General features: G+C 54.0%; 22 protein-coding genes and 1 other annotated feature. Of the genes, 12 read left to right on the top strand and 10 right to left on the bottom strand.

The window, feature by feature from the left end; all coding sequences use genetic code 11:
• Positions 1 to 55: 55 nt before the first annotated feature.
• Both sbcB and KB892_RS07470 read left to right on the top strand, forming a co-directional pair.
• Positions 56 to 1,480 (top strand): exodeoxyribonuclease I, encoded by a 1,425-nt coding sequence (gene sbcB, locus KB892_RS07475; RefSeq protein WP_004175279.1) that lies wholly within the window; start codon positions 56 to 58, stop codon positions 1,478 to 1,480.
• Positions 1,481 to 1,622: 142 nt separating this feature from the next.
• A protein-coding gene (locus tag KB892_RS07470; RefSeq protein WP_085955203.1) for an IS3-like element ISKpn1 family transposase occupies positions 1,623 to 2,986 on the top strand; the annotation gives its coding sequence in 2 pieces (ribosomal slippage) (positions 1,623 to 2,091 and positions 2,091 to 2,986; 1,365 coding nt in all).
• A gap of 166 nt (positions 2,987 to 3,152) precedes the next feature.
• Here the strand turns inward: KB892_RS07470 and fusA are convergent.
• A complete protein-coding gene (fusA, locus tag KB892_RS07465) occupies positions 3,153 to 5,255 on the bottom strand; it encodes an elongation factor G (protein ID WP_004899365.1) in 2,103 nt (700 codons plus the stop codon).
• A gap of 239 nt (positions 5,256 to 5,494) precedes the next feature.
• Here fusA and KB892_RS07460 point away from each other — a divergent pair, with 239 nt between their 5' ends.
• Positions 5,495 to 5,806 (top strand): ArsR/SmtB family transcription factor, encoded by a 312-nt coding sequence (locus tag KB892_RS07460; RefSeq protein WP_002912109.1) that lies wholly within the window; start codon positions 5,495 to 5,497, stop codon positions 5,804 to 5,806.
• A 182-nt stretch (positions 5,807 to 5,988) separates the two neighbouring features.
• Here KB892_RS07460 and plaP read toward each other — a convergent pair whose 3' ends face one another.
• From plaP to KB892_RS07440, 4 genes are all read right to left on the bottom strand, one after another.
• A complete protein-coding gene (plaP, locus tag KB892_RS07455; RefSeq protein WP_004148994.1) occupies positions 5,989 to 7,347 on the bottom strand; it encodes a putrescine/proton symporter PlaP in 1,359 nt (452 codons plus the stop codon).
• Entirely contained in the window at positions 7,337 to 7,399 is a 63-nt protein-coding gene (gene yoeI / locus KB892_RS31640; RefSeq protein WP_096335043.1) for a membrane protein YoeI, read from the bottom strand. Before yoeI ends, plaP begins: the two co-directional genes overlap by 11 nt.
• A 237-nt stretch (positions 7,400 to 7,636) precedes the next feature.
• A complete protein-coding gene (locus KB892_RS07445) occupies positions 7,637 to 8,527 on the bottom strand; it encodes a LysR family transcriptional regulator (RefSeq protein WP_004175276.1) in 891 nt (296 codons plus the stop codon).
• 38 nt (positions 8,528 to 8,565) lie between these two features.
• Positions 8,566 to 9,390 (bottom strand): SDR family oxidoreductase, encoded by an 825-nt coding sequence (locus KB892_RS07440; RefSeq protein WP_004152513.1) that lies wholly within the window; start codon positions 9,388 to 9,390, stop codon positions 8,566 to 8,568.
• A gap of 176 nt (positions 9,391 to 9,566) precedes the next feature.
• On the opposite strand from KB892_RS07440, the gene hisL reads away from it, so the two are divergent.
• From hisL to hisIE, 9 genes are all read left to right on the top strand, one after another.
• Positions 9,567 to 9,617 (top strand): his operon leader peptide, encoded by a 51-nt coding sequence (hisL, locus tag KB892_RS07435; protein ID WP_004899375.1) that lies wholly within the window; start codon positions 9,567 to 9,569, stop codon positions 9,615 to 9,617.
• Positions 9,593 to 9,715 (top strand) — a sequence feature (His leader region). It overlaps the preceding gene by 25 nt.
• 47 nt (positions 9,716 to 9,762) lie before the next feature.
• On the top strand, positions 9,763 to 10,662 hold the full coding sequence (hisG, locus tag KB892_RS07430) for an ATP phosphoribosyltransferase (RefSeq protein ID WP_002912152.1): 900 nt from the start codon (positions 9,763 to 9,765) through the stop codon (positions 10,660 to 10,662).
• A gap of 39 nt (positions 10,663 to 10,701) precedes the next feature.
• Complete coding sequence (hisD, locus tag KB892_RS07425) at positions 10,702 to 12,006, top strand: histidinol dehydrogenase (protein ID WP_048270859.1); 1,305 nt, start codon at positions 10,702 to 10,704, stop codon at positions 12,004 to 12,006.
• Entirely contained in the window at positions 12,003 to 13,064 is a 1,062-nt protein-coding gene (gene hisC / locus KB892_RS07420; protein WP_004149000.1) for a histidinol-phosphate transaminase, read from the top strand. Before hisD ends, hisC begins: the two co-directional genes overlap by 4 nt.
• Positions 13,061 to 14,128, top strand: coding sequence for a bifunctional histidinol-phosphatase/imidazoleglycerol-phosphate dehydratase HisB (gene hisB / locus KB892_RS07415; RefSeq protein WP_042937143.1), 1,068 nt, complete (start codon positions 13,061 to 13,063; stop codon positions 14,126 to 14,128). Before hisC ends, hisB begins: the two co-directional genes overlap by 4 nt.
• Entirely contained in the window at positions 14,128 to 14,718 is a 591-nt protein-coding gene (gene hisH, locus KB892_RS07410) for an imidazole glycerol phosphate synthase subunit HisH (protein ID WP_002912227.1), read from the top strand. The genes hisB and hisH overlap by 1 nt, the downstream gene beginning before the upstream one ends.
• Positions 14,718 to 15,455, top strand: coding sequence for a 1-(5-phosphoribosyl)-5-[(5-phosphoribosylamino)methylideneamino]imidazole-4-carboxamide isomerase (hisA, locus tag KB892_RS07405; RefSeq protein ID WP_072354017.1), 738 nt, complete (start codon positions 14,718 to 14,720; stop codon positions 15,453 to 15,455). The genes hisH and hisA overlap by 1 nt, the downstream gene beginning before the upstream one ends.
• Complete coding sequence (hisF, locus tag KB892_RS07400) at positions 15,437 to 16,213, top strand: imidazole glycerol phosphate synthase subunit HisF (RefSeq protein WP_004180497.1); 777 nt, start codon at positions 15,437 to 15,439, stop codon at positions 16,211 to 16,213. The genes hisA and hisF overlap by 19 nt, the downstream gene beginning before the upstream one ends.
• The gene (gene hisIE, locus KB892_RS07395) at positions 16,207 to 16,806 is read left to right on the top strand and encodes a bifunctional phosphoribosyl-AMP cyclohydrolase/phosphoribosyl-ATP diphosphatase HisIE (protein WP_004144136.1); all 600 of its coding nucleotides are present in this window, start codon (positions 16,207 to 16,209) and stop codon (positions 16,804 to 16,806) included. The genes hisF and hisIE overlap by 7 nt, the downstream gene beginning before the upstream one ends.
• 103 nt (positions 16,807 to 16,909) lie before the next feature.
• Here the strand turns inward: hisIE and KB892_RS07390 are convergent, their stop codons facing one another.
• From KB892_RS07390 to KB892_RS07370, 5 genes are all read right to left on the bottom strand, one after another.
• On the bottom strand, positions 16,910 to 18,226 hold the full coding sequence (locus KB892_RS07390) for a glycosyltransferase (RefSeq protein WP_071458073.1): 1,317 nt from the start codon (positions 18,224 to 18,226) through the stop codon (positions 16,910 to 16,912).
• A 122-nt stretch (positions 18,227 to 18,348) separates the two neighbouring features.
• Positions 18,349 to 19,494, bottom strand: coding sequence for a glycosyltransferase family 4 protein (locus KB892_RS07385; RefSeq protein WP_025983080.1), 1,146 nt, complete (start codon positions 19,492 to 19,494; stop codon positions 18,349 to 18,351).
• Positions 19,495 to 20,388 (bottom strand): glycosyltransferase, encoded by an 894-nt coding sequence (locus tag KB892_RS07380; protein WP_072354018.1) that lies wholly within the window; start codon positions 20,386 to 20,388, stop codon positions 19,495 to 19,497.
• The gene (gene rfbD, locus KB892_RS07375) at positions 20,385 to 21,539 is read right to left on the bottom strand and encodes a UDP-galactopyranose mutase (RefSeq protein WP_039819515.1); all 1,155 of its coding nucleotides are present in this window, start codon (positions 21,537 to 21,539) and stop codon (positions 20,385 to 20,387) included. Before rfbD ends, KB892_RS07380 begins: the two co-directional genes overlap by 4 nt.
• Before the next feature lie 15 nt (positions 21,540 to 21,554).
• Complete coding sequence (locus KB892_RS07370; RefSeq protein WP_048289587.1) at positions 21,555 to 23,450, bottom strand: DUF4422 domain-containing protein; 1,896 nt, start codon at positions 23,448 to 23,450, stop codon at positions 21,555 to 21,557.
• Between the last annotated feature and the right edge of the window lie 7 nt (positions 23,451 to 23,457).

The raw sequence follows: 23,457 nt of genomic DNA, 5'->3' as shown, positions 1-23,457 counted from the left end.
CCAGGCAAATCGTTTACCATACCGGTCGCACGCCACCACGGATAATGAACAGACTATGCAAGATAGCGTCAACCAGCCCGGATTTTTATTCCACGATTATGAAACCTTCGGCACCAGCCCTTCCCTCGACCGGCCGGCGCAGTTCGCCGCCATCCGTACCGACGCGGAGCTGAATGTGCTCGGCGAGCCCGAAGTGTTTTACTGCAAACCCGCTGACGATTACCTGCCGCAGCCGCAGGCGGTGATGATCACCGGGATCACGCCGCAGGAAGCGCTGGCCAAAGGGGATAATGAGGCCACATTTGCCCGCCGCATCCACGATCTGTTCACGGTGCCGCAAACCTGTATCGTCGGCTATAACAACGTGCGCTTTGATGACGAAGTGACGCGGAATATCTTCTATCGCAACTTCTATGACCCTTATGCCTGGAGCTGGCAGCACGATAACTCGCGCTGGGATCTGCTCGACGTGATGCGCGCCTGCTATGCCCTGCGCCCGGAAGGGATCGCCTGGCCAGAGAATGACGAAGGGTTGCCGAGCTTCCGGCTTGAACATCTGACCGTCGCCAACGGTATTGAACACCAGAACGCCCATGACGCGATGGCCGACGTATACGCCACCATCGCCATGGCGAAGCTGGTGAAAACCCGGCAGCCGCGGCTGTTTGATTATCTCTACAGCCACCGCAATAAGCGCAAGCTGGCGACGCTTATCGACGTGCCGCAGATGAAGCCCCTGGTGCATGTCTCCGGCATGTTTGGCGCCGCGCGCGGCAACACCAGCCTGGTGGCGCCCCTGGCCTGGCATCCGGAAAACCGCAATGCGGTGATTATGGTCGATCTGGCGGGCGATATGGCGCCGCTGCTGGAACTGGATGCCGATGCCCTGCGCGAGCGGCTTTACACCCCGCGCGCCGAGCTTGGCGATCTGCCGGCGGCGCCGATCAAGCTGGTGCATTTAAATAAATGTCCGGTACTGGCCCAGGCCAATACCCTGCGCCCGCAGGATGCCGACCGGCTGGGGATCTCCATTCAGCGCTGTCTGGAGAATGCCCAGCTGCTGCGGGCGAATCCGCAGGTGCGCGAGAAAGTGGTGGCGGTCTATGCCGAAGCCGAGCCGTTCGTGCCGTCCGAAAACGTCGACGCCCAGCTTTACAATGGGTTCTTTAGCGATGCCGACCGCGCGGCGATGAAAATCGTGCTGGAAACCGAACCGCGCAATCTGCCGGCGCTGGATATTACCTTCGCTGATAAGCGTATCGAACGCCTGCTGTTTAACTACCGGGCGCGCAACTTCCCCGGCACGCTCGATGAACATGAGCAGCAGCGCTGGTTAGAGCACCGTCGTCAGGTGTTTACGCCAGAGTTTTTGCAGGCCTATGCCGATGAGCTGCAGATGCTGTATCAGCAGTATGCGGATGATAAAGAGAAGCTGGCGCAGTTGAAGGCGCTGTGGCAATACGCACAGGATATTGTCTGATTGGCTGAAATTCCCGGGTTGCGGCTAACGCCTTACCCGGGCTACAAACGATGACCGGGGAGGACGCCTGACCGTAGGCCCGCGCAAGCGCAGTGGACTGCACCCCAAAAGTTGGACACCCAACTGAGTAAGGTGCAATTTTATGGCTAAACCAAAGTATTCCCCTGAAACAAAACTGGCTGTGGTTAATCATTATTTGTCCGGTAAAGACGGAGAACAGAGTACAGCCGACCTTTTTGGTATTGAAAGAACATCTGTCCGTCGCTGGGTCAGGGCATGGCAGTTCCACGGTGCAGAAGGCCTGACTGCAAAAAATAATCATTATTCCGATGAATTTAAACTCGTGGTCGTCCGGGCGGTTATCAGTGACCGCCTGACGATGCGTGAAGCGGCTGCCCGGTTTAATCTCTCCGCAGAAATACTTGTCCGGCGCTGGCTCGACGTGTACAACGATGCCGGAGCGGAAGGTCTTTTAAACATGCAATGCGGACGGCCCGGACAAATGACAAAGCCAAAAAATATCCCACCACTGACAGATAAAGAGCTGGAAAAACTCTCCCCCGAAGAGCTCAGGGCCGAACTGCGTTATCTGCGGGCAGAGAATGCCTATCTAAAAAAGTTGAAAGCCTTGGTTCAGAGCGAAAAAAATGGCAAAAAGCCCTGATAATCAGTGAACTAAGGCATGAACACGCTCTGCGGGACCTTCTGCGGGCGGCCGGTATGTCCCGTAGCACGTGGTATTACAATATGAATGCACTGAAGCAAGGGGACAGGTATGCGGGTCTTAAAGAGAACATCAGGAAGATATACCACTATCACAAAGGTCGTTATGGCTACCGCAGGATCACGCTCGCACTGAGAAAACAGGGGCTGCGGATAAACCATAAAACAGTGCAGCGGCTGATGGCAGAACTGTCACTCCGGTCTGTGATAAGGGCGAAAAAATATCGTGCCTGGAAAGGGAGAACGGGCGAGGCCGCGCCCAATATCCTGAGCCGGAACTTCGGTGCGTCAAAAGCCAACGAAAAATGGGTAACAGATGTGACAGAGTTCCCGGTACAGGGAAAAAAGCTTTACCTGTCGTCAGTTCTCGATCTGTTTAACCGGGAGGTTATCGCCTACAGCCTGTCGGAAAGGCCGGTGATGGAGATGGTGAATACGATGCTGGACGGTGCGTTCCCGAAGCTCAGACCGGGAGATGCTCCGCTGCTGCACTCGGATCAGGGCTGGCATTACAGGATGAGGAGCTATCAGGAACGTTTAAAGGCGCATGGGATGACGCAGAGTATGTCGCGTAAAGGAAACTGCCTGGATAATGCAGTGATGGAAAACTTCTTCGGGACCCTGAAATCGGAGTGTTTTTATCTGAGGGAGTTCAGGAGTGTCAGTGCGCTAAGAAAAGCCGTAGAGGACTATATCCATTACTACAACAACGAGCGGATAAGCCTGAAATTAAAAGGCCTGAGTCCGGTAGAGTACCGAACCCAGGCTCTGAGAGCCGCTTAATATGAACCATCCAACTTTATGGGGTCAGTCCAGCAGCCCCGCCGGGCATTGCGTCCCCAGTTCGTGCTTACCTTTTTGCCCGGTGGCGGCTTCGCCTTACCGGGCCTGGGCGCTGGTACCAGAGTAGCCCGGGTAAGACGCCTCGCGTCGCACCCGGGAACGTTGCTTAGCTTTTCGCGCGGCTGGCGATGATTTCATCCGCCACATTACGCGGCGCTTCCGCGTAATGGTGGAACTCCATGCTGTAGGTTGCCCGTCCCTGCGACATCGAGCGCAGCGTGGTGGAATAACCAAACATCTCCGCCAGCGGCACGTCGGCGCGGATGATCTGGCTACCGAAGCGCTCTTCCATCCCCTGCACCATCCCGCGACGGGAAGAGAGATCGCCCATAATATTCCCGGCGTACTCTTCCGGCGTCTCCACCTCGACGTGCATCACCGGCTCAAGGATCACCGGATCCGCTTTGCGCGCGCCTTCCCGGAAGCCAAAGATCGCCGCCATGCGGAACGCCATCTCCGAGGAGTCCACGTCGTGGTACGATCCAAAGGTCAGGGTCGCTTTCACGTCAACCACCGGATAGCCCGCCAGCACGCCGGTGCCCATCGCTTCACGCAGCCCTTTCTCCACGGAAGGGATGTACTCGCGCGGCACCACGCCGCCTTTGGTGGCGTCCTCGAAGACAAAACCGCTGCCCGGCGCCAGCGGCTCCAGGGTCAGTACGACGTGACCATACTGCCCTTTGCCGCCGGACTGGCGCACAAATTTGCCTTCCACGTCCGTCACTTTCTTGCGCAGGGTTTCGCGGTAGGTGACCTGCGGACGGCCAATGTTGGCCTCGACGCCAAACTCGCGCTTCATCCGGTCGACAATGATCTCCAGATGCAGCTCACCCATGCCGGAGATAATCGTCTGGCCGGACTCTTCATCGGTATGCAGACGGAACGACGGATCTTCCGCCGCCAGCCGCTGTAGCGCGATGCCCATTTTCTCCTGGTCCGCTTTGGTCTTCGGCTCAATCGCCAGCGAAATCACCGGCTCCGGAAACTCCATCCGTTCGAGGGTAATCACCGCATCCGGATCGCATAACGTATCGCCGGTGGTCACATCCTTCAGACCGACGCAGGCCGCGATATCCCCGGCGTGCAGTTCGTCAACTTCGTGACGGTCGTTGGCCTGCATCAGCACGATACGCCCGATGCGCTCTTTCTTACCCTTCACCGGGTTCCACACCGCATCGCCTTTCTTCAGCGTCCCGGAGTAGACGCGGATAAAGGTCAGCTGGCCGACGTAGGGGTCGGTCATCAGTTTGAACGCCAGCGCCGACAGCGGCTCATCGTCGCTCGGATGGCGTTCCGCCGGCTGGCCTTGCTCATCGACGCCCTGTATCGCCGGAATATCCAGCGGCGATGGCATCAGCTCCACCACCGCATCGAGCATGCGCTGCACGCCTTTGTTTTTAAAGGCGCTCCCGCAGAGCACCGCCTGGATCTCCCCCTTCACCGTGCGCTGGCGCAGGCCGGCGACGATCTCCGCCTCGTCCAGCTCACCGGTTTCCAGGTATTTATCCATCAGCTCATCGCTGGCTTCCGCCGCCGCCGAGACCATTTTCTCCCGCCACTGCTGCGCCGTCGCCAACAGCTCGTCAGGGACTGGCCCATAGCTGAAGGTCATGCCCTGGGTGGCGTCATCCCACAGGATGGCGCGCATTTTCACCAGGTCGACGACGCCGGTGAAATGCTCTTCGGCGCCAATGGGGATCACAATCGGCACCGGGTTAGCCTTCAGGCGGTCGATCATCATCTGCACCACGCGGAAGAAGTCCGCCCCCGGGCGGTCCATCTTGTTGACGAAGGCCAGCCGCGGAACGTGGTATTTATTCGCCTGGCGCCAGACGGTCTCCGACTGGGGCTGCACCCCGCCGACGGAGTCGTACACCATCACCGCGCCGTCGAGCACGCGCATAGAACGTTCCACCTCAATGGTGAAATCCACGTGCCCCGGGGTGTCGATGATATTGATCCGGTGCGGCTCGAAGCTGCGGTCCATCCCCGGCCAGAAGCAGCTTACCGCCGCCGAGGTAATGGTGATCCCGCGCTCTTGCTCCTGGGCCATCCAGTCGGTGGTTGCCGCGCCATCGTGTACTTCACCCAGCTTATGGCTCATCCCGGTGTAAAACAGGATGCGCTCGGTGGTGGTGGTTTTACCGGCATCGATATGCGCGGAGATACCGATGTTGCGATAACGTTCGAGAGGGATGGGTCGGGGCATGATGCGTCCTTAGTCGTTTTGACGGTCAGTCTGCGGTCGGAATGATCCGCAGTTCATTTAACTGCGTCTATCTTAGTACAACTGTACGAGTATATTCGAACTATTTTTGCTATCATTACGATTGGGCAGGTTGCGGCGGCGCGCGTGGTATCAGAACCGGAGTTTGGGTATAGTAGCCGCCAGCCGCCGATATGGGCTGCGGCTGCGATGCGCCGCGCCACCGCCGACACAGGATTATTATGATCGCCAATCACCCCGAACGAGAACAAATTCGCCTGGAAAATGTCCTTTCCGCGCTCGGAAACCCGCTGCGACTGGAGATCATTCGTACGCTGGCCGACGGCAGCGAGCTGAGCTGCAACGCCCTGCGCCAGGAGGAGGTGGCCAAGTCCACCATGACCCACCACTGGCGCGTCCTGCGCGACAGCGGTGTGATCTGGCAACGGCCTCAGGGACGGGAGAACATGATTTCGCTGCGCCGGGAAGATCTGGACGCCCGTTTTCCCGGCCTGCTGGATACGCTGCTGAAAGTTATGGTGCAGGCAGGATAAGCTCTTCTGCCGGGTGGCGCTTCGCTTACCCGGCCTACATAACCATTAAATTTCAGAAGGTTAACCATCACCGTAGGCCCGCGCAAGCGCAGCGCCGCCGGGCAAAAGATATCGCACCGAGCCAAACGAAAAAAAAGCCGGAGGTTTCCCTCCGGCTTTTCTCAATCACATCACGCTACGCCTTACGCCACGTCTTCGTACTGCGGCACCGGGTTGCGGAAGCTTTTGGTCACGCAGGCCAGATAGACCAGACCGATACCGGCCCAGATCAGGCCCAGAATCATCGAGCTCTCTTCCAGGTTGACCCACAGCGCGCCGACGGTCAGGGCGCCGCACATCGGCAGGAACAGATACTGGAAGTGGTCTTTCAGCGTCTTGTTGCGTTTCTCACGGATCCAGAACTGGGAAATCACCGACAGGTTAACGAAGGTAAACGCCACCAGCGCACCAAAGTTAATCAGCGCCGTCGCCATCACCAGGTCGAAGTTAATCGCCAGCAGCGCAATCGCGCCGACCAGGATGATGTTCATCGCCGGAGTGCGCCAGGTCGGGTGCACGTAGCCGAAGAAGCTTTTCGGGAACACGCCGTCGCGGCCCATAACGTACATCAGACGCGCCACGCCAGCGTGCGCCGCCATACCGGACGCCAGTACGGTGATGGTGGAGAAGATCAGCGCGCCAACCTGGAAGGCTTTACCTGCCACGTAGAGCATAATTTCCGGCTGTGACGCATCCGGATCTTTAAAGCGCGAGATATCCGGGAAGTACAGCTGCAGGAAGTAGGTGGCAAAGATGAAGATCAGGCCGCCGATCAGCGCGGTCAGGAAGATCGCGCGCGGGATGACGCGCTCTGCATCTTTGGTCTCTTCAGACAGGTTGCTGATGCCGTCGAAACCGGTAAACGAGAAGCACAGGATCGTCGCCCCGGTAATCATCGGGATCACGTGCGCGTCACCGGACCAGAACGGACGGCTGCTGGCCAGCGTACCGGCGCCCTCGCCTTCAAACACGCCATAAATCACCATGCCGAGGATAACGGCAATCAGCACCACCTGCAGCACCACGATCACGGTGTTGAAGTTGGCCACGGATTTAATGCTGCGCAGGTTAAAGGCGGTCATAAAGGCGACCAGCGCGATAACAAACACCCACGACGGAATCGAAGGCACCAGCGCTTCAAAATAGATTTTCGCCAGCAGAATGTTGATCATCGGCGCGAACAGGTAGTCGAGCAGCGAGGACCAACCCACCATAAAGCCAACGGTCGGGCTGATGGATTTCTGCGCATAGGTATACGCCGAGCCGGCAGAAGGGTAACGACGTACCAGCTTGCCATAGCTCAGGGCAGTAAACAGGATAGCGATTAACGCAAAGGCGTAGGCCGTCGGCACGTGACCGTCGGTCATACCAGAGACGATACCAAACGTATCGAACAGCGTCATCGGCTGCATATAGGCCAGGCCCATCATTACAACCGGAACTAACGTAAGCGTTTTACGTAATTCCACGCGAGAGGTATTTGGAGTAGCGTTATGCGACATAGTTATCCCCTTTTACGGTGAACGCCAGCGCGTAAGCAAAAAATTGCCCCATTTCTTTCTATTCCTCAGCGACAACGACTGTCGGTTTTTAGTAAATATCTATCCGGTACGAAGCCCGGCCTCTTGGTATTGAATGATGTGTCTTTCGACCAAAAAAATAACCGACACTTTAAAAAAAAGCGTCGGCTAGTCTCTGGTTTTCAGGCCGCATATTTTGCAACAAATTCAACGGCGTTGACAAGATGTTATGAAGTTCATTGCGTAAGCATAATTTTTAACGTGCTAATATCTATACGGTTTCCGTATGATAAATTGTAAAAATAGCACTATTTGCTAATAGCGTTTCCCGCCACCATTTGCCAGCCAAACCGCAGGTGGCGTCATTCCAGGCGATCCACGCGCGTTGACGAGGCGATAGCCCGCGCACGGTCATGCAGACCAGCTCGCCGCTGTCCAGCAGACCCTGCACCTGATAGCGCGGCAGGCACCCCCAGCCCAGCCCCAGGCGCAGCAGCGCCAGCTGCCCCGCGGCGTCACACACCGTCAGGGTCTCCTGATCGCTGAGTAGCGCCCCGCCCTCGCCGGTGGCCACCGCCCGGTAACGGCGCAGGGTTCGCCAGCTTAGCGGTGCGCGGTGTCGCGCCAGCGGATGCTGTGGGGCAACGACCAGCAGCAGCTCCAGCTCGCCGAGGGGGAGATAGTCATAACCGCTCAGCGGCGGCGGTTCGCCGAGCGCCCCCAGCAGCAGATCGGCCTGCCCGTCAGTCAGCGGCCGCCAGTCCAGCAGGGAGGGGTTCAGCGTGAAGTGCAGCCGGGTCAGCGGCTGTTGTTGATAAAATGCAGCGATTGGCGGCGAGAGCAGCGCCACGGGAAAGGTGCTGTCCACCGCCAGACGAAGGCTATTCTCCCACCCCTGCTGCAGCTTAACCGCCCGGATCTCCAGTTCGCGGGCAATATGCAGCACCTCCCGCCCTTTCTCCAGCAGCATCTGTCCGCTGGGGGTAAAGCGCGCGCGATGGCCGCTGCGGTCGAGCAGCTGAATATTGAGATCGCTTTCCAGGCGGTGAATGGTGTAGCTCAGCGCCGAGGGCGTTTTAAAGAGCTTTGCCGACGCGGCGGCAAAGCTCCCCTCTTTTTCCAGGGCATCCAGGATCACGAGGACATCCAGCAGTGGTTTCATCGCTACCCCCTTACGGTATGCGAATCACCGCTGGCGGATCACTCCATCGGCATCACCAGCGGATCGGGGTACTGGTACTCAAACCCCAGCTCATTGCAGATACGATTGCCATCCACAATCTTGCCCTGGCCGCCGTCCGGGCTGTCGCTGAACACCGGCGGCGGCAGACCGAGCTCGCGGGCCATCTGCGGATAAAAGAGGCCGCGCGCCGGATGGCGGGGCGCACATAGATTATAGATGTGCCCGCCCTTCGGGGCCTGCAGCAGCAGTTCGATAGCGGCCACCACATCCTGCAAATGCACCAGATTGACCACGTGCTGGCCATCCGGCGCCGACTTGCCGGCGAAAAAACGTCCCGGATGGCGGGAAGGCCCCACCAGCCCGGCCAGGCGCAGAATATCCACCGACGTCCCCGGCAGGTTGTGCAGCCAGTCCTCCAGCTCCTTGAGCACCTGTCCGCTGGCGGTTTGCGGCAGACGCGGGGAATTCTCCTTCACCGTACCGTTGACGTTGCCATACACCGAGGTGGAGCTGGTGAAGACGATCCGCGGAATATGGTACGCCAGCGCGGTATCGACGATCTCCTGCACCGCCTGTAGATAAAACCCTTCCCCTGCCCCGGTACGCCGGGCCGGCAGGGTGATCACCAGCGCATCGACGTTCATCAGCGCGTCGAGGTCCTCGGTATCACAGACCAGCTGCGGCTCCAGGCGCAGCGGATAGCTGTCGATCCCGCACATCCGCGCCGCCTCCACGCCATCCTGCGTAGTTTTACTGCCGGTGACCTGCCAGCCTCGCGCCGTCAACGACAGCGCCAGCGGCATCCCCAGCCATCCCAAACCGACTATCGCGACCTTTTTCATCCCAGGCTCCTGACTCTTTCGCTGTGCTGATTACAGGCTACGCCAGCCAGCGGCAACTGACAATTTCTTCGCTCAATATGAAATGAATTAATGATAGAAAAAAGCCCTTGCTTTCTGCGGCGGAAGTGGTTTAGGTTAAAGGACATCAAATGCATAGTCATTCACAGAGAATTTTTATGAACCGCGTTCAATTTAAACACCACCATCATCACCATCATCCTGACTAGTCTTTCAGGCGATGTGTGCTGGAAGACGTTTGGATCTTCCAGTGGTGCATGAACGCGCAGAGAGCCCCCGGAAGATTCACTTCCGGGGGCTTTTTTTTGGACCAAATTCGGACAGATTCAGACAGGTATTCAGAGGAAAAGAACAATGTTAGACAACACCCGTTTACGCATAGCTATTCAGAAATCAGGCCGTTTAAGCGAAGATTCACGCGAATTACTCAGCCGCTGCGGCATTAAAGTCAATTTGCACACCCAGCGTCTGATTGCGCTGGCGGAAAATATGCCAATCGATATTCTGCGCGTGCGTGATGACGATATCCCGGGCCTGGTGATGGACGGTGTTGTCGACCTCGGCATTATCGGCGAAAACGTGCTGGAAGAAGAGCTGCTCAGCCGCCGCGCCCAGGGCGAAGACCCGCGCTACTTCACCCTGCGCCGTCTCGACTTCGGCGGCTGCCGCCTGTCGCTGGCGACTCCGGTGGATGAAGCCTGGAACGGCCCGGCGGCGCTGGACGGCAAACGTATCGCCACCTCTTACCCGCACCTGCTGAAGCGCTACCTCGATCAAAAAGGTATCTCCTTTAAATCCTGTCTGCTGAACGGCTCCGTGGAAGTGGCGCCGCGCGCCGGCCTCGCCGACGCTATCTGCGACCTCGTCTCCACCGGCGCCACCCTGGAAGCCAACGGCCTGCGCGAAGTGGAAGTGATCTACCGCTCCAAAGCCTGTCTGATCCAGCGCGACGGCGAAATGGCCGACGCCAAACAGCAGTTGATTGACCGCCTGCTGACCCGTATTCAGGGCGTGATTCAGGCCCGCGAGTCGAAATACATCATGATGCACGCCCCGACCGAACGCCTGGAAGAAGTGGTTGCCCTGCTGCCGGGCGCCGAGCGGCCGACTATTCTGCCGCTGGCAGGCGACAAGCAGCGCGTGGCTATGCACATGGTCAGCAGCGAAACCCTGTTCTGGGAGACCATGGAAAAACTGAAGGCGCTGGGCGCCAGCTCCATTCTGGTGCTGCCGATTGAGAAAATGATGGAGTAATCGGCCAGCCGGTCACAGGACACACAGGGGAATACAATCATGAGCTTCAACACAATCATCGACTGGAACGGCTGTAGCGCAGACCAACAACAGCAACTCTTAACGCGCCCGGCAATTTCCGCCTCCGACAGCATCAGTAAAACGGTGACGGAGATCCTCGATAACGTCAAAGCCAACGGCGACGCGGCGCTGCGCGAATACAGCGCGAAGTTTGATAAAACCACCGTCGCCGCGCTGCAGGTGAGCGAGGCCGAGATCGCCGCCGCCGGCGAGCGCCTCAGCGATGAGCTGAAGCAGGCGATGGCGGTAGCGGTGAAAAACATTGAGACCTTCCACAACGCGCAACAGCTGCAGGCGGTGGATGTCGAAACGCTGCCGGGGGTGCGCTGCCAGCAGGTCACCCGCCCTATCGCCTCCGTCGGACTGTACATTCCCGGCGGCTCAGCGCCGCTGTTCTCCACGGTGCTAATGCTGGCGACGCCGGCGCGCATCGCCGGCTGTCAGCAGGTGGTGCTCTGCTCGCCGCCGCCGATTGCCGATGAGATCCTCTATGCCGCGCAGCTGTGCGGCGTAAAAACCATCTTTAACGTCGGCGGCGCCCAGGCCATCGCCGCCCTCGCCCTCGGTACCGAGTCGGTGCCGAAGGTAGATAAAATCTTTGGCCCGGGCAACGCTTACGTCACGGAAGCCAAACGCCAGGTCAGCCAGCGTCTGGACGGCGCAGCCATCGACATGCCGGCCGGCCCGTCGGAAGTGCTGGTCATCGCCGACAGCGGCGCCAACCCGGACTTTGTCGCCTCTGACCTGCTGTCGCAGGCGGAACACGGCCCGGACTCGCAGGTGATCCTCCTGACCCCGGACGCCGACATGGGCAGCCGCGTCGCCGAAGCCGTGGAGCGCCAGCTGGCCGCCCTGCCGCGCGCGGAAACCGCCCGCGTGGCGCTCTCCGCCAGCCGGATCATCGTGGCCCGCGATCTGGCGCAGTGCGTGGCTATCTCCAACCAGTACGGCCCGGAGCACCTGATCATTCAGACCCGTCAGGCCCGCGAGCTGGTGGACAGCATCACCAGCGCCGGTTCCGTTTTCCTTGGCGACTGGTCACCGGAATCCGCGGGCGACTATGCCTCGGGCACCAACCACGTCCTGCCGACCTATGGTTACACCGCCACCTGCTCAAGCCTCGGCCTGGCCGACTTCCAGAAGCGGATGACCGTGCAGGAGCTGTCGCGCGACGGCTTTGCCGCCCTCGCCTCAACGATTGAGATCCTGGCCGCCGCCGAGCGCCTTGACGCCCACAAAAACGCCGTAACGCTGCGCGTTGCCGCCCTGAAGGAGCAAGCATGAGTATTGAAGATTTAGCCCGCGCCAACGTCCGCGCGCTGACCCCGTATCAATCCGCTCGCCGGCTGGGCGGCAAAGGCGACGTCTGGCTCAACGCCAACGAATTCCCTACCGCCGTAGCCTTCCAGCTTACCGAACAGACGCTGAACCGCTATCCGGAGCCGCAGCCGAAGGCCGTGATTGAGAGCTACGCCCGCTACGCCGAGGTCAAACCGGAGCAGGTGCTGGTCAGCCGCGGCGCCGACGAAGGCATCGAGCTGCTGATCCGCGCCTTCTGTGAGCCCGGCGAAGACGCGGTGCTCTACTGCCCGCCGACCTACGGCATGTACAGCGTCAGCGCCGAGACCATCGGCGTCGAGTGCCGCACCGTGCCGACGCTGGCCGACTGGCAGCTCGACCTGCCGGGCATCGAAGCGCGGCTGGACGGCGTGAAGGTGGTCTTCGTCTGCAGCCCGAACAACCCGACCGGGCAGATTATCGACCCGCAGTCGATGCGCGACCTGCTGGAGATGACCCGCGGCAAAGCCATCGTGGTGGCCGACGAAGCCTATATTGAATTCTGCCCGCAGGCGACGCTGGCCGGCTGGCTCAGCGACTATCCGCACCTGGTGGTGCTGCGCACGCTGTCCAAAGCCTTCGCCCTCGCCGGCCTGCGCTGCGGCTTCACCCTCGCCAACGCCGAGGTGATCAACGTGCTGCTGAAAGTGATCGCCCCGTACCCGCTCTCCACGCCGGTGGCCGATATCGCCGCCCAGGCCCTGAGCCCGGAGGGGATCGCCGCGATGCGCCAGCGCGTGGCGCAGATCCTTGACGAGCGCCGCTACCTGGTGGAACAGCTGCGCGGCATCGCCTGCGTGGAGCAGGTCTTCGATTCCGAGACCAACTATGTGCTGGCGCGGATAACCGCCTCCAGCGCAGTGTTTAAATCTTTGTGGGATCAGGGCATTATCTTACGTGACCAGAATAAACAACCTTCATTAAGCGGCTGTTTGCGTATCACTATCGGTACCCGTGCCGAGAGCCAGCGCGTGATTGACGCCTTGACTGCGGAGAATGTATGACCCAGAAGTATCTCTTTATTGACCGTGACGGCACCCTGATTTCCGAACCGCCGGAGGATTTCCAGGTGGACCGGTTCGACAAGCTGGCGTTTGAGCCGCAGGTGATCCCGGCGCTGCTGAAGCTGCAGCAGGAAGGCTATAAGCTGGTGATGATCACCAATCAGGATGGCCTGGGAACCGACAGTCTGCCGCAGGAAGCGTTTGATGGCCCGCACAACCTGATGATGCAGATCTTCGCCTCGCAGGGCGTTAACTTTGAAGAGGTGCTGATTTGTCCGCACTTCCAGGGCGACAACTGCGCCTGCCGCAAGCCAAAAACGCAGCTGGTGCTGCCGTGGCTGGAAGAGGGGGTGCTGGATAAAGCCCACAGCTATGTGATTGGCGACCGGGCCACCGACCTTGAGCTGGCGGATAACATGGGAATTACAGGTCTGCGCTATGACCGCGAGACGCTCGACTGGCCGACCATCTGTGAGCAGCTGACCCGCCGCGACCGCTATGCCCACGTCGAGCGCGTCACCAAAGAGACCCAGGTGGATGTGAAAGTGTGGCTGGACCGCGAAGGCGGCAGCAAGATCCACACCGGCGTCGGCTTTTTTGACCATATGCTCGACCAAATCGCCACCCACGGCGGCTTCCGCATGGAGGTTAACGTCGGCGGCGATCTGTACATCGACGACCACCACACGGTGGAGGATACCGGCCTGGCCCTCGGCGAAGCCCTGAAGCTGGCCCTTGGCGACAAGCGCGGCATCAACCGCTTCGGCTTCGTGCTGCCGATGGACGAGTGTCTCGCCCGCTGCGCGCTGGATATCTCCGGCCGTCCGCACCTGGAGTATAAGGCGGACTTCACCTATCAGCGCGTCGGCGATCTGAGCACCGAGATGGTGGAACACTTCTTCCGCTCGCTCTCCTACACCATGGCGGTGACCCTGCACCTGAAAACCAAGGGCAAGAACGATCACCACCGCGTGGAGAGCCTGTTCAAAGCCTTTGGCCGTACGCTGCGCCAGGCGATCCGCGTCCAGGGCGATGCCCTGCCGTCTTCCAAAGGGGTGCTGTAATGAATGTGGTGATCCTTGATACCGGCTGCGCCAACCTCAATTCGGTGAAATCGGCGATTGGCCGCCACGGCTATGAGCCGGTGGTCAGCCGCGATCCGGAAGTGGTATTGCGTGCCGATAAACTGTTTCTTCCCGGCGTCGGCACCGCCCAGGCGGCGATGGATCAGCTGCGAGACCGCGAGCTGATCGACCTGATCAAAGCCTGTACCCAGCCGGTGCTGGGGATTTGCCTGGGCATGCAGCTGCTCGGCAAGCGCAGCGAGGAGAACAACGGCGTCGATCTGCTGGGCATTATCGAAGAAGAGGTGCCGAAGATGACCGACCACGGTCTGCCATTGCCGCACATGGGCTGGAACCGGGTGTATGCCAAAGCTGGCGATCGGCTGTTCCGCGGCATTGAAGAAGGCGCGTATTTCTACTTCGTGCACAGCTACGCCATGCCGGTCAACCCGTACACCATCGCCCAGTGCAATTACGGCGAGGCGTTCACCGCCGCGGTGCAGAAAGATAACTTCTTTGGCGTGCAGTTCCACCCGGAGCGCTCCGGGAGCGCCGGGGCGCAGCTGCTGAAAAACTTCCTGGAGATGTGATGATTATTCCTGCTTTAGATTTAATCGACGGCACCGTCGTTCGTCTCCATCAGGGCGATTACAGCCAGCAACGCGACTATGGCAGCGATCCGCTGCCGCGCCTGCAGGCCTATGCCGCTCAGGGAGCGGAAGTCCTGCACCTGGTCGACCTGACCGGGGCGAAGGATCCGGCGAAGCGCCAGATCCCGCTGCTGAAATCGCTGGTCGCCGGGGTTGACGTCCCGGTGCAGGTCGGCGGCGGTGTGCGGACCGAAGCGGATGTCGCGGCCCTGCTTGAGGCCGGCGTCGCCCGCGTGGTGGTCGGCTCCACCGCGGTGAAATCCCCGGAGGAAGTGAAAGGCTGGTTCAAACGCTTTGGCCCAGAACGGCTGGTGCTCGCCCTCGACGTGCGTATCGACGCCGACGGCAATAAGCAGGTGGCGGTCAGCGGCTGGCAGGAAAACTCCGGCGTGACGCTGGAGGAGCTGGTGGAAAGTTATCTGCCGGTCGGCCTGCAGCACGTGCTGTGCACCGATATCTCCCGCGACGGCACGCTGGCAGGCTCTAACGTCTCGCTGTACGAGGAAGTCTGCGCCCGCTACCCACAGGTGGCGTTTCAGTCATCCGGCGGCATCGGCGATCTCAATGATATTGCCGCCCTGCGCGGCACCGGGGTGCGCGGCGTGATTGTCGGCCGCGCGCTGCTGGAAGGTAAATTCAACGTAACGGAGGCCATTCAATGCTGGCAAAACGGATAATCCCCTGCCTCGACGTCCGCGACGGCCAGGTAGTGAAAGGCGTGCAGTTCCGTAATCACGAGATCATTGGCGACATCGTCCCGCTGGCCAAGCGCTATGCCGACGAAGGGGCCGACGAACTGGTGTTCTATGATATCACCGCCTCCAGCGACGGCCGGGTGGTCGACAAGAGCTGGGTGTCGCGCGTGGCGGAAGTAATCGATATTCCTTTCTGCGTGGCGGGCGGGATCAAGTCGCTGGAAGACGCGGCGCAGATCCTCTCCTTCGGCGCCGATAAGATCTCGATTAACTCCCCTGCTCTCGCCGACCCGACGCTGATCACCCGCCTTGCCGACCGCTTTGGCGTGCAGTGTATCGTGGTGGGGATTGATACCTGGTTTGACGCAGAGACCGGCAAGTATCACGTCAACCAGTATACCGGCGACGAGAGCCGCACCCGGGTGACGCAGTGGGAAACCCTCGACTGGGTGGAGGAAGTGCAGAAGCGCGGCGCAGGCGAGATCGTCCTTAACATGATGAACCAGGACGGGGTGCGCAACGGTTACGACCTGCAGCAGCTGGCGAAGGTTCGCGCGGTGTGTCATGTGCCGCTGATCGCCTCCGGCGGCGCGGGCACTATGGAACACTTCCTCGAAGCCTTCCGCGACGCCGACGTTGACGGCGCGCTGGCGGCCTCGGTATTCCACAAACAGATTATTAATATTGGCGAACTGAAAGCGTACCTGGCGGCACAGGGCGTGGAGATAAGGGTATGTTGACTGAACAGCTGGACTGGGAAAAAACGGACGGCATGATGCCGGCCATCGTGCAGCACGCCGTATCCGGCGAAGTGCTGATGCACGGCTACATGAACAAGGAGGCGCTGGAGAAAACCGAAGCCACCGGCAAGGTCACCTTTTACTCGCGCACCAAGCAGCGGCTGTGGACCAAGGGTGAAACCTCGGGCCATGTCCTCAATGTAGTGAGCATCACGCCGGACTGTGACAACGATACGCTGCTGGTGCTGGTAAACCCGATCGGACCGACCTGCCACAAAGGCACCACAAGCTGCTTCGGCGAAACCGGCCACCAGTGGCTGTTCCTCTATCAGCTGGAGCAGCTGCTGGCCGAGCGTAAACACGCCGACCCGGAGAGCTCCTATACGGCGAAGCTGTATGCCAGCGGCACCAAGCGTATTGCGCAGAAAGTGGGGGAAGAAGGCGTGGAGACCGCGCTGGCCGCCACCGTGAACGACCGCTTCGAGCTGAAGAATGAGGCGTCGGACCTGATGTATCACCTGCTGGTGCTGCTGCAGGACCAGGGGCTGGATCTCGGGGAAGTGATTGATAATTTAAGAGCACGGCATAGGTAATAATAGCAAAGGGAGGTGTTTATATGCCTCCCTGCATAACTTTGCTCGTTAATCAGGATTATTTCTCTGCAACTAAAATAAGCATGAAGTATTGATAAAAATATTACATTTTCCTCGTGATTAACGCTTTGATTAACCTTAAAGGTCTTGTAACTTTCCATGACAATGATGAAATAAGGGCTGAATAACGTTGAGCAGCGTTATTTAATTCATTTTGTAGTTTAGTTAATTGCTCTTGCTGTTTCTGATACTCAGTCTCTAAATATGCATTTCGCTGGACCAACCTATCAATACGTTCTTTTTTCTGTGCAACGGACGCTCTTAGCTCATCAATTTCTTCTTCCCTGGCTTTAAGAACTTGATCCTGAGAAGCAATACTGGCTTGCAACTTCTCTGTAGATAGATTAGAGGATTCAAGCTCATGTAATACCCGATCTTTTAACGAGAAAAGATACTCTTCCGGCGTTAATCGAATCAGGCGATAGTGTGCCGCTTTGATAAAATCATCATAAAAATCGCTTTCATCAATATCCAATGAGGCGATGAATTCGCGTGAAGCAGTGAATAAAGAATCAAACGCCGGACCAGAAATCGTATTTAAATTCCACTCAAGAAAAGTCACTGCATAATTATTAAAGTCTCTACCACGTGAAGGCAACAAGTGCTTTGAGTCAATAAAGGAATAGAGGGCACGTAACGCATCAAGAGCACAGTGCCAGGATTTCTCTCTGGTCACCGATAATGAACCACTGCGGTTAATGGAATGAGAAATCAAGATCTCATCCAGGAACGCCATTCTTTTGGTAAGTAGCATAAAAGCGCTAACAAAAAATAAATCATTAGTCGTTCTTAAATCCTGGAATTGTAACCCAGTATCCAGTATAGCCTGGCGACGGAAAAGCTTATCCCAGGGCCACCAGATAAATGCATCAAAGAAATTATGAGTAATTTCATCTGATGAAAATAGTTCTTTTTGGGGGAGTAAATCTACGCGCACAGACCATGGCATTGGTGCATATGAATGGGTTTGTAGATCTAAAGACTGGCATCGGCAGATAACCACATCGGCTTGCAGCAATGCAGCATGATCATACATCCGTTTGAGCATATTAGCATCGGCATAATCGTCATCATCAAGAAAAATGATATATTCGCCACTTGCTATTTTTAAGCCCATGTTACGTGATGCACCTGCACCGATATTCTGCGAATTATTCAAAAGACGTATTCGCGAGTCATTAGCGGCAAAGGACTGCAGTAGCTTTAACGTATCATCAGCTGAATTGTCATCAATAATGATGACTTCAATATCCTGTAACGATTGCGATAAAATGGAACTTAGCGTATCAGATATATATTCTGCAGCATCGTGCACAGGTATCACAACAGAGACCAGTGCACTTGAAGATCTTTCAGACATTTGATCGCCTCCCGAGTGACACGTTACAGTAATTTTAGTTAATAATATACTTCAAAAAAAATTTGATGGTAAAGAAACAATATCTGGCAATTAATAAAAAAGGATAACCGTTTGATCGACAACTATCCCTCAACCACATCATGATAAGTCTTTAGCGTTTTACTAATAATCATCCCACTCGAGAATTTATCCTGAATACGCTTACGTCCTTTAATACCCATTTCAACGCGTGCTTTAGGATTGCTAAGCAAAAAGGCAAGTTTATCAGCCAACTCTTCAGGTGAATTGCTTTTAACAATAATTCCATTATCATTATCAATAATAAGGCTATCACAACCACCGACATCATAAGCAATACAAGCGCGACCCACAGAAGATGCTTCCAGAAGAATTCGCGGAACACCTTCAGAATAAACAGATGGCAAAGCAACGATATTTGATTGCTCAATAAGATCGCAAACGTTATTCGAACGACCTAACCAGTTAATTAATCCTTGCTGATGCCAATTTTCAATGACCTGAAGGGAAATTGCATCTTTATCATTTTCGACCAGAATTCCAGCAACATTCAAAGTAAAGTGAATATTCTTACTGCGTAATATTTTCTTCGCTTCAATTAAGTCGCCCAGTCCTTTACTCCACAACATACGGCTGGCAAACAATACAACAGGGACATCGTGATTCTGTTCAAGAGAATATTTGTATATCTCTGGATTAATGCCTGCACCATCAATAACAATAGTCTGTTGTTCTTCGAGTCCAACCAACTTGGCCAGCTTTTTTCTGTCACGGTCATGTTCAAACATAAATATACAGCGCTTATTACTGGCAATATATTTATATGCAGCAATAGTAAACTGCCGCAATAATTTTAAAGGCATGCTGTCTGAAGAAAATACTCTTCCAAGCCCAACAAAACTTACGATGACCGGCAGATTAAATTTCTTCGCGAGCACACCACCAATCAAACATGGCTTGATAGTGATGCAATGCAAGAGATCCGGTTTTATATTTTTAATAATTTTTTGCACATCATGGTAAGTACGAAAGAAAACTAATGCATTAAAAGATTGAGCATCAAGAGTAACATTATGGCAAATAAAGCCGAATGTTTTGAATTTATTTATTATGTTGTCATCAATAAAATGGCTGATGATGTGAATCTCATAACCTGCATCACGGGAGGCGATGGCACGATCGATCCAGTGTAAATCGAAGTACCAATCCGAATTTATGAAATAACACAGTTTTCTCATTGCTATGCCCACTTAATGATACTTACCACTAATACCTTTTATGCCATGTGAAATTCCACGAAGAATAAATTTCATATAGGAATATTTTTGACGTTGCCATGGCAGAATTAATATATATTTTAGGATGCGTATTGCTATCGCTGAATTGCTATACACGCTAGTTTTCTGGAATATTTTCTTGGACAGGATCAAATTACGGCATAGATAGTAAACCTTCCATTCAGGTGCAATAAGTTTGCCCTGAATACTCACATCATGATAAAAAAGCAACTCTGGGCTATACATAATTTTCTCACCAGCTAGTGATAGCTGATAGCCAAAGTAAAGATCATCAAAGTAGATAAAAAGCTGTTCATGAATGTGCTCAAGACTGGTCGTGAGCAGATCACGATGTATGACCATCCCAACAAATGAAACCGTTTGTACGAGCATAGAACGATTAGCTTCCGGGATAAACTCTCCAGGGTAGCGTAAATAGCGTACAGTGTCGCCAAGGGAGGTTGGTACACGCGAGAACGGCATATTCATCGGACACGGTTTTCCTTGCGGATCTTTCACCAGTCCACTAAATACCCGACATCCCCGCTTATCCAGCTGTGAAAAGGACTTCAACGTGTCTGGATAGGGGTAAGCATCATCATCGTAGAAAAATACCCAATCACTTGCCAGCTGTTCACAGATATACTGACTACCGGTTTTAAAGCCCCCCGCCCCACCGGTATTCTCGGTGAGGGTTAATACAATGACTCGTGTATCAACAATTGACGAAAGCCAGGCTTGGGTCCCATCCGTGGACCCGTTATTGACAATAACAATATTAGTGAATTCAAGTTTGAGGGTCTCTTCAACCGTTTTTTTCAGTTTGCCGAGACGATTGAATGTCACTATCAATGCCGTATATTTCATCGTACAGAAACCGTAAACACAGGCATTGGCTGATTATCAGTGAGTGAATTTAAATAGACTTCTGCCGTTTTCAATGCTTCGGCGATGGTCACATCCATGTCGAGGTAACGGTAGGTTCCAAGACGACCGACAAAAGTGATATTGGTTTCATTCTCGGCCAGTGACAAATATTTTTCAAGAAGAGCCATTTCTCCCATCTGACGAATAGGATAGTAAGGAATATCATTTTCTTCACAAGCACGGCTATACTCTTTATAACAAACAGAGCCGTCGTGTTGTTCCCAGGGAGAAAAATATTTATGTTCAGTGATGCGAGTATAGGGCACATCCACAGAACAATAGTTCATCACTGCGCATCCCTGGTAATCACCCTGATAGATAAACTTTTTAAAATCTAATGTTCGATAGCCCAGACGGCCATATTGGTAGCCATAAAACGCATCTAATGGACCGCTATAGAAGACGTGATCGTAATGAGTTCGCTCGTCAACGATAAATTCCCGCTGTAAGTCAACCTTGATATTCTCATGATTGAGAATTGACTTAATCATCTGCGTATAACCACATTTCGGCATGCCCTGAAATTTGTGGTTAAAATAATTATCATCATAGTTAAAACGAACAGGAAGACGTTTAAGAATAGATGCGGGCAGTTCCGAGGGTTGCATCCCCCACTGTTTAATCGTATATCCTTTAAAAAAGGCCTCATATAACTCTTTACCAATAAAGCGTAACGCTTGCTCTTCAAAAGTTTGTGGATCAGCAATAGTGCTGTCCCCTTTCTCAGCAATGAGCGCTCTGGCCTCATCAGGCGAACAAGTTTTTGAGAAAAACTGATTGATAGTATGCAAATTAATAGGCAGGGAAAATACCTGACCATTAACTGTCGCTTTAACCCGGTTCACATAGGGCATCATCTCTGCATGCTTGTTGATATAGTTCCACACTGTTTCATTGTCAGTATGGAAAATATGGGGTCCATAAACATGTACCATCACATTCGTTTCAGAGTCGCGTGCATCATAGGAATTCCCCCCAATATGATCACGCTGGTCGATAATATGGACTTGATGTCCCTTCTCAGCAAGTTGGCGACCAATAACTGCACCAGAGAAGCCAGCACCTACGATCAATATTTTTTTACTTTTCATCTGTTGTCTCTTTTATTATCCAAGAATAGCACGGCGTACTTTATAATAATATTTAGTCATCATGTTTCTTCTTGACGTGCCTATTGGTGCATATTTATTAACATAAGGCATCAATACGTTCTTGATTTTGGTCTGGAACAAGATTTGTTGTTGCGGCTCGCTATGGGTTAAACCAATCGAAGCCGCTAACGACATCTGACGTTTATAGATTTCCATCTCCCATGGAGTGTTAGCGATGTTTTCAATAAAGTCGTCGTAAAAATCGACTTTTTCGGTATTCCATGGTTTGTTCTCACCCGCATAATGAATCATTTTAGGCTTCTTGCGAGCTGCTAAAAATTTCATATACGTTGCAAACTTAAGATTAGGGAAGAAATCATCCGTGTTGCCATTACCATGATAAACGTTCCACTCTAATGGCAGAAATGTGACTCGAGAGTAGAATACTTTATTCATGATATCCTGGTCGAGGAACCAGTATTTTTTTGCCTTTAATACACGCATCAATTCAGCAAAAGTATTTTCTTCGACCATTTGTTTGATATTAAAAACAATAATCCCTGCCTGAAAATATTCATCAGGGTTATTCATGTTTAAGGTTTTTTGTAAATATTCGCCTGCCGGCATAACGCCATCATCTGATGCCGACATTGCAGAAAATTTTACAAAACCTTCCATGACGATATCCTTAACCGCTGCAACTAAATTGTTGCCCAGAGGGACATCAAGCAGTTCACCCAGGTCAGCCTTTACAACGGTATCCGAATCAATAAATACGACTTTATCGTATCGTCTGAACAGTTGAGGAATAAAAAGACGGGCATACGTTGATGCGCTAAAATGCGCTCGGGTATGCACACCATTTATTTCAGTGAAGGCATTAACGTCAAAAAAACGAAGAGAAATATTCGGATGAGCAGAGGTTAGATTTACTAACCGTGTTTTATTCAAATAGCTTACTTTGTTTTCGAGTACGACGATATCATAATTTTTATTTTTATCCGCATGCCGGATAATGGAATTAATTAATGCGCCACCGCTGATTGCGTAATTATCATCGAAACTGATAACAACTGGAACCGCAGAATCAAAAACTGGATTCAGTGCACCATTGAATGTTTCATTACTTACAAAGGTACGCTGTAATTCTTTTACCTTAAGCTCACCATCTTGTTGCAACTTAATTATGTAAATATTAAACAGCCGTTCAGCTATATGCCCAATAACGCGTTTTTCCTGAGCATTATAATTGTTCATCGAGATGGCATCTTCGAGATTATCCAGAATGGAAAAGAGCCACTCAGAATAGTCAACAAAAATATCTTTGCGCATGACAAACATATTTGTGTAATAGCCATCACTGGCATCATTAAACGTTTTTATTGCCGTGCTATACTCTGGATATAGTTTTTCAACGATGGCAATGGCAGCCTGATAATCACGAATGTGTAAGTATTCACCTCGTTCATAGTGATCGTAATTATTTTTACTTCCCGCCGCAGTGACAGACCATTTTTTGGGCAGCAAGATGTCAATACCTTCGACACACCGTTGAATTGTTTCTTCGTTTAATCCAAAGATCTTCTCATATTCTTCATCAATGCATGGATGGTTCACTACCCCCCAGGTATCCTCAGAAAAAGTTTGTTTTTCGGAAAAATTAAGATGACGGCGATAGTGCATAAAACCGACATAGTCGGCTAGCTCTTCGTTTTTCCAAACCCAATAATGCGCAGTTAGTTCGCAATAAAACGGATTCTTAAAGGAAATATTATCGCCAGTGTCATCTCCTGGGCAACCAATTTCATTATAAGAATTTGCTTTGCCGACATGCAGAGGTTTGATAATTGCAGCATTAAGAAAAGCACTAGGCTTATGGTGGCTGGTATAGATTTTAACGCTATTGTTCATTATATTA

Source organism: Klebsiella sp. P1927 (assembly GCF_018204675.1).
GTDB lineage: Bacteria > Pseudomonadota > Gammaproteobacteria > Enterobacterales > Enterobacteriaceae > Klebsiella > Klebsiella pneumoniae.
The sequence above is the reverse complement of the archived record's forward strand: the minus strand, read 5'-3'. Positions and strand labels throughout refer to the sequence as shown.

Bases quoted from the DNA above. Each gene is read 5' to 3' on its own strand.
- fusA (WP_004899365.1), bottom strand. From the start codon at position 5,255: ATGCCCCGACCCATCCCTCTCGAACGTTATCGCAACATCGGTATCTCC.
- hisA (WP_072354017.1), top strand. From the start codon at position 14,718: ATGATTATTCCTGCTTTAGATTTAATCGACGGCACCGTCGTTCGTCTC.
- KB892_RS07440 (WP_004152513.1), bottom strand. From the start codon at position 9,390: ATGAAAAAGGTCGCGATAGTCGGTTTGGGATGGCTGGGGATGCCGCTG.
- KB892_RS07460 (WP_002912109.1), top strand. From the start codon at position 5,495: ATGATCGCCAATCACCCCGAACGAGAACAAATTCGCCTGGAAAATGTC.
- KB892_RS07390 (WP_071458073.1), bottom strand. From the start codon at position 18,226: ATGTCTGAAAGATCTTCAAGTGCACTGGTCTCTGTTGTGATACCTGTG.
- KB892_RS07380 (WP_072354018.1), bottom strand. From the start codon at position 20,388: ATGAAATATACGGCATTGATAGTGACATTCAATCGTCTCGGCAAACTG.
- KB892_RS07445 (WP_004175276.1), bottom strand. From the start codon at position 8,527: ATGAAACCACTGCTGGATGTCCTCGTGATCCTGGATGCCCTGGAAAAA.
- hisF (WP_004180497.1), top strand. From the start codon at position 15,437: ATGCTGGCAAAACGGATAATCCCCTGCCTCGACGTCCGCGACGGCCAG.
- hisD (WP_048270859.1), top strand. From the start codon at position 10,702: ATGAGCTTCAACACAATCATCGACTGGAACGGCTGTAGCGCAGACCAA.
- hisH (WP_002912227.1), top strand. From the start codon at position 14,128: ATGAATGTGGTGATCCTTGATACCGGCTGCGCCAACCTCAATTCGGTG.
- hisB (WP_042937143.1), top strand. From the start codon at position 13,061: ATGACCCAGAAGTATCTCTTTATTGACCGTGACGGCACCCTGATTTCC.
- rfbD (WP_039819515.1), bottom strand. From the start codon at position 21,539: ATGAAAAGTAAAAAAATATTGATCGTAGGTGCTGGCTTCTCTGGTGCA.
- hisG (WP_002912152.1), top strand. From the start codon at position 9,763: ATGTTAGACAACACCCGTTTACGCATAGCTATTCAGAAATCAGGCCGT.
- hisIE (WP_004144136.1), top strand. From the start codon at position 16,207: ATGTTGACTGAACAGCTGGACTGGGAAAAAACGGACGGCATGATGCCG.
- hisC (WP_004149000.1), top strand. From the start codon at position 12,003: ATGAGTATTGAAGATTTAGCCCGCGCCAACGTCCGCGCGCTGACCCCG.
- plaP (WP_004148994.1), bottom strand. From the start codon at position 7,347: ATGTCGCATAACGCTACTCCAAATACCTCTCGCGTGGAATTACGTAAA.
- sbcB (WP_004175279.1), top strand. From the start codon at position 56: ATGCAAGATAGCGTCAACCAGCCCGGATTTTTATTCCACGATTATGAA.
- KB892_RS07370 (WP_048289587.1), bottom strand. From the start codon at position 23,450: ATGAACAATAGCGTTAAAATCTATACCAGCCACCATAAGCCTAGTGCT.